Below are 3,579 nucleotides of genomic sequence, written 5' to 3'. Positions count from 1 at the left end.
CGATCCCGACCTGGAGATCGAGTACTACGACGGTACCGGCTGGCAGACCCTGGGCTGGGCCGGTGCGAGCTCGTACTGGTACGGCGACATCGGTCGCGACGCCTGGTTCATCGGCCGCGACGGCTCGGGTGGTGTGCCCGGCTACGACATCAACGCCGACCTGGGCACGCCGGTGCCGATCCGGGTCAACTTCCCGAACGGCACCTACAACTTCACGACCACGGTCGAGAGCACCGATTCGGCCGACGAAGGCGCGCTGCAGGGCAGCAACGTCTACCTGAGCGACCAGGCCGTGCGAGAGATCGTGACCGTACCCGACGAGCTGCAGGTCTCGCTGGCCGGCCTGTCCGGCAGCTATTTCCAGGGCGATGCCCAGACGGGTAGCGAACAGGCGCAGTTCACCTTCGTCGACAACGGCGGCGGCAACATCGGGCAGATCTTCAACGTCTTCCTGCTGCTCGACGACACCGGCACGCCGGTGGCCTCGCCCGTCTACGACCAGTTCTTTGCCGGTTTCACGTCCAACCCGGCCGACTACATCCGCGGCCTGTCCGGCACCAGCCCGGCCAATGTCGTCGCGCCCCAGACCGTCGACGTCGACCTGCTGTTCGGCCTGCAGCCGGAAGCGCCGGTCGGCGACTACAGCATCCAGCTGACCAGCTACGACGTGACCGGCGTCGACCCCAACGACGTGTCCCTGACCAACGCGCTGGCGGGCGACTACCCGGTGCTCGACAGCGCCCAGAGCGGTCTGATCAGCGTGGCCGACGCCACCGGCGAAATCAGCGGCTCGGTGACCGTCAACGGCGTCGAGGGCGGTCCGCAGCCGGGCGAGGGCGTAACGGTTACCGCCGAACGCGACAGCGACGGCTACAGCCGGCAGACAACCGTCACCGGCGGCAACTTCACGATCGCCGGCCTGCCGCAGGGCAGCTACACGATCACGGCCAGTCAGCCCGGCTTCGTTTCCGACGCCGGCACGGCCACGCTGGCGAGCGGCAACGACACCGAGGCGGGTGTCGCCCTCGATCTGGCTTCTGCCGTAGCCGGGGCGTTCACTTCCACGGTCAGCGGCACGTCCGTCGAAGACATCGCCTTCGAAAGCGGCGAAACGCTCACCGACGTCGATCTTGCCTTTGCCAGAAGCGATGCCGGCCCTGCCGGTAACTTCCACGTCTCGCTGGAGGTCTACGACGCCCAGAACGGCTCGATCGACTACACCGATCCGGGAGCGGGAATCTTCACCGCCACGACGCTTTCGGGCCTGGATATCGGACCCGACCATCCCTTCACCGTCGCCGGTGGTGACAGCGTCACCATTCTCGACGGTGCCACCATCGAGCTCGGACCCAATGCCGACCGCGTGGCGCGTTTCGAGTACTCGCTCATCGACGAGCGCTACCCGTCCGGCAACGGACGAATCAATCACCAGTCCACCAACCTGTTCCTGGACATCCAGCCGATCGGCGAGATCGCCGGTAACGTGACCGTCAGCGGCATCGGCGCCCCCGACGTGGCGGCCGAGGGCTACACCGTCACGGCCAGCCGCGACGGCAGCCAGGTGGCCTCGGCTGTCGTCGGCGCCGGCGGCGGCTACACCCTCCAGGGACTCTCGGCCGGCACCTACACGGTCGAGGTGGACGTTGACGGTTTCGCTGCCGGCAGTGCACAGGTCAGCCTGGCCAGCGGCACGGACAGTGCAACGCAGGACTTCCAGCTGCAAAGCAGCGTCACCGGCGGCTTCAGCGTCAGTGCGGGCGGCAACCCGATTGCCGGCCAGACCTTCCCGGCCGGGAGAGTCGTCGAAGACGTGGACCTGAGCATCGAGCGTACGGACGGAGGGCCGAACCTCGAGTTCTATGTTTCGCTCACCGTTCTCGATTCGGGCGGCGCGGAAATCGACTACAACAGCGAGTGCGTGTTCACGACCGACTCGATGAACGCGCTCGGTTCCGTCCTGGGCCCGATGGCCGAATTCACCCTCACCGGCAATGACAGCCAGGTGCTGCTGCAGGACGCCGAGCTCGAGCTGTGCGAAGGCGCCGAGAATCTCGATGTCCAGACCCTGTCGTTCCGCCTGGTCGACGACGTCGATCGCTTCGGCCAGCCCGGCAGCCGCGTCGTGCACGTGGCCGACGGCTACAACATCGATATCGCCCCGGCCGACACCCTGGACGTTGCGCTCGCCGGCTTCGAGGCCGAGTACGAGCAGGGCGACATGGAAACCGGCAGCGAGCAGGTCACCTTCAACTACAGTGCCGGCGCCGGCGACGTCGAGCAGGTGTTCAACGTGTTCACCGTGCTCGAGAACGGCAGCGAGATCCCGGCGGCCAGGTACGCCGATCTGTTCGATCAGGTCAACTTCCCCGACGGCCAGATTCGCGGCCTGTCGGGCACCGACCCGAGCGTGATCACCGCGCCGGGCGACCTGGTGCCCAACGCGGTCGAATTCGTGCTGGCCGAAGACGCGCCCCTGGGCGACTACGAACTGGTCATCACCAGCTATGACGTCACGGGCATCGATCCCAACAACGTTTCGCTGGGCGACACCGGCAGCTATCGCCAGCTGGACACCGCCAGCCGGTCGATCAGCCTGATCCAGGGTCCCGAGCTGCAGCTCAGCGTCGAAGGGCAAACCGTGCTGCCCCTGGCCGAGGAAGGCTACTTCGCCGTACGCCTGCAGAACACCGGCGACGCGGCGCCCGAGGAGAACGTCGAAGGGCAGTTCAGCATCGCCCGCACCGGCATTGCCGCGAGCGACCTGGTGCTCGACTACTGCACCGATAGCGCGGCCACCTCGGCCGAGACCTGCGGCAGCTGGACCGCGCTGAGTCTCAGCGAGGGCAGCGGCGTGCTCACCGGTCGTTTCGGACCGGCCCAGGGCTTCCCCGTGCCGGCCGGTTACGACGCCACGACTTACTTCCGCGCCGCCTTCAGCGAGCCGGGCAACTACAGCGTCACCGACCAGGTCGTGAGCGTCGACAGCGAGGAAGTGCTGGCTTCGATCGATTACGACCTGGCCGTCAGTGAGCTGACCTTCACCCTCGACGAGGGTGTCGACGGCACCGGCGCCGACGACAGCGCAAGCGGCTGGGACTACTACACCGCCACGCTCAGCAACCTGGGCGATGCGCTGCCCGAGAACGTGGCCCTGTGGGTCGAAGTCGACGGCATCGATGCGCAGGTGCGCGACAGCGAGGGCTACGACATCGAGTACTGGAACGGCACCGGTTGGGAGAACCTCGGCTGGGCCCAGGACAGCTACTACTGGGATTACGACCGCGATGCGTGGTTCCTCGGCCGCCCGTCCACCGAGCCGAGCGGCCCCGGCCCGCACCCGATTCCGGGCTTCCCGGTGGCGGCCGACGAAGACTTCGTCACGCCCATCCGCGTGAACTTCGACAATGACAGCTACGACCTGACGGTCTCGGTCGAGACGGCCGACCAGAACGCCGACCCGATCTGGGTCTACGGCCAGTTCGAGGAAGCCATACTGGTTGAAAGCGACCCGGTCGAGCTGTCGATCGACACGGTCGAGGGCCTGCCTTCGGGCATGACCGAGCAGGCCGGCTACGACTA

General features: G+C 66.9%; 1 protein-coding gene. It reads left to right on the top strand.

The genetic code is table 11. The features are described from left to right. Positions 1-3,579, top strand: a 3,579-nt coding sequence (locus tag DZC52_RS01570) for a carboxypeptidase-like regulatory domain-containing protein (RefSeq protein ID WP_147307576.1), incomplete at both ends; no start/stop codon positions are given.

This window comes from Wenzhouxiangella sediminis (assembly GCF_003410055.1).
Lineage (GTDB): Bacteria > Pseudomonadota > Gammaproteobacteria > Xanthomonadales > Wenzhouxiangellaceae > Wenzhouxiangella > Wenzhouxiangella sediminis.
This window is presented reverse-complemented; position numbering and strand designations above follow the sequence as displayed.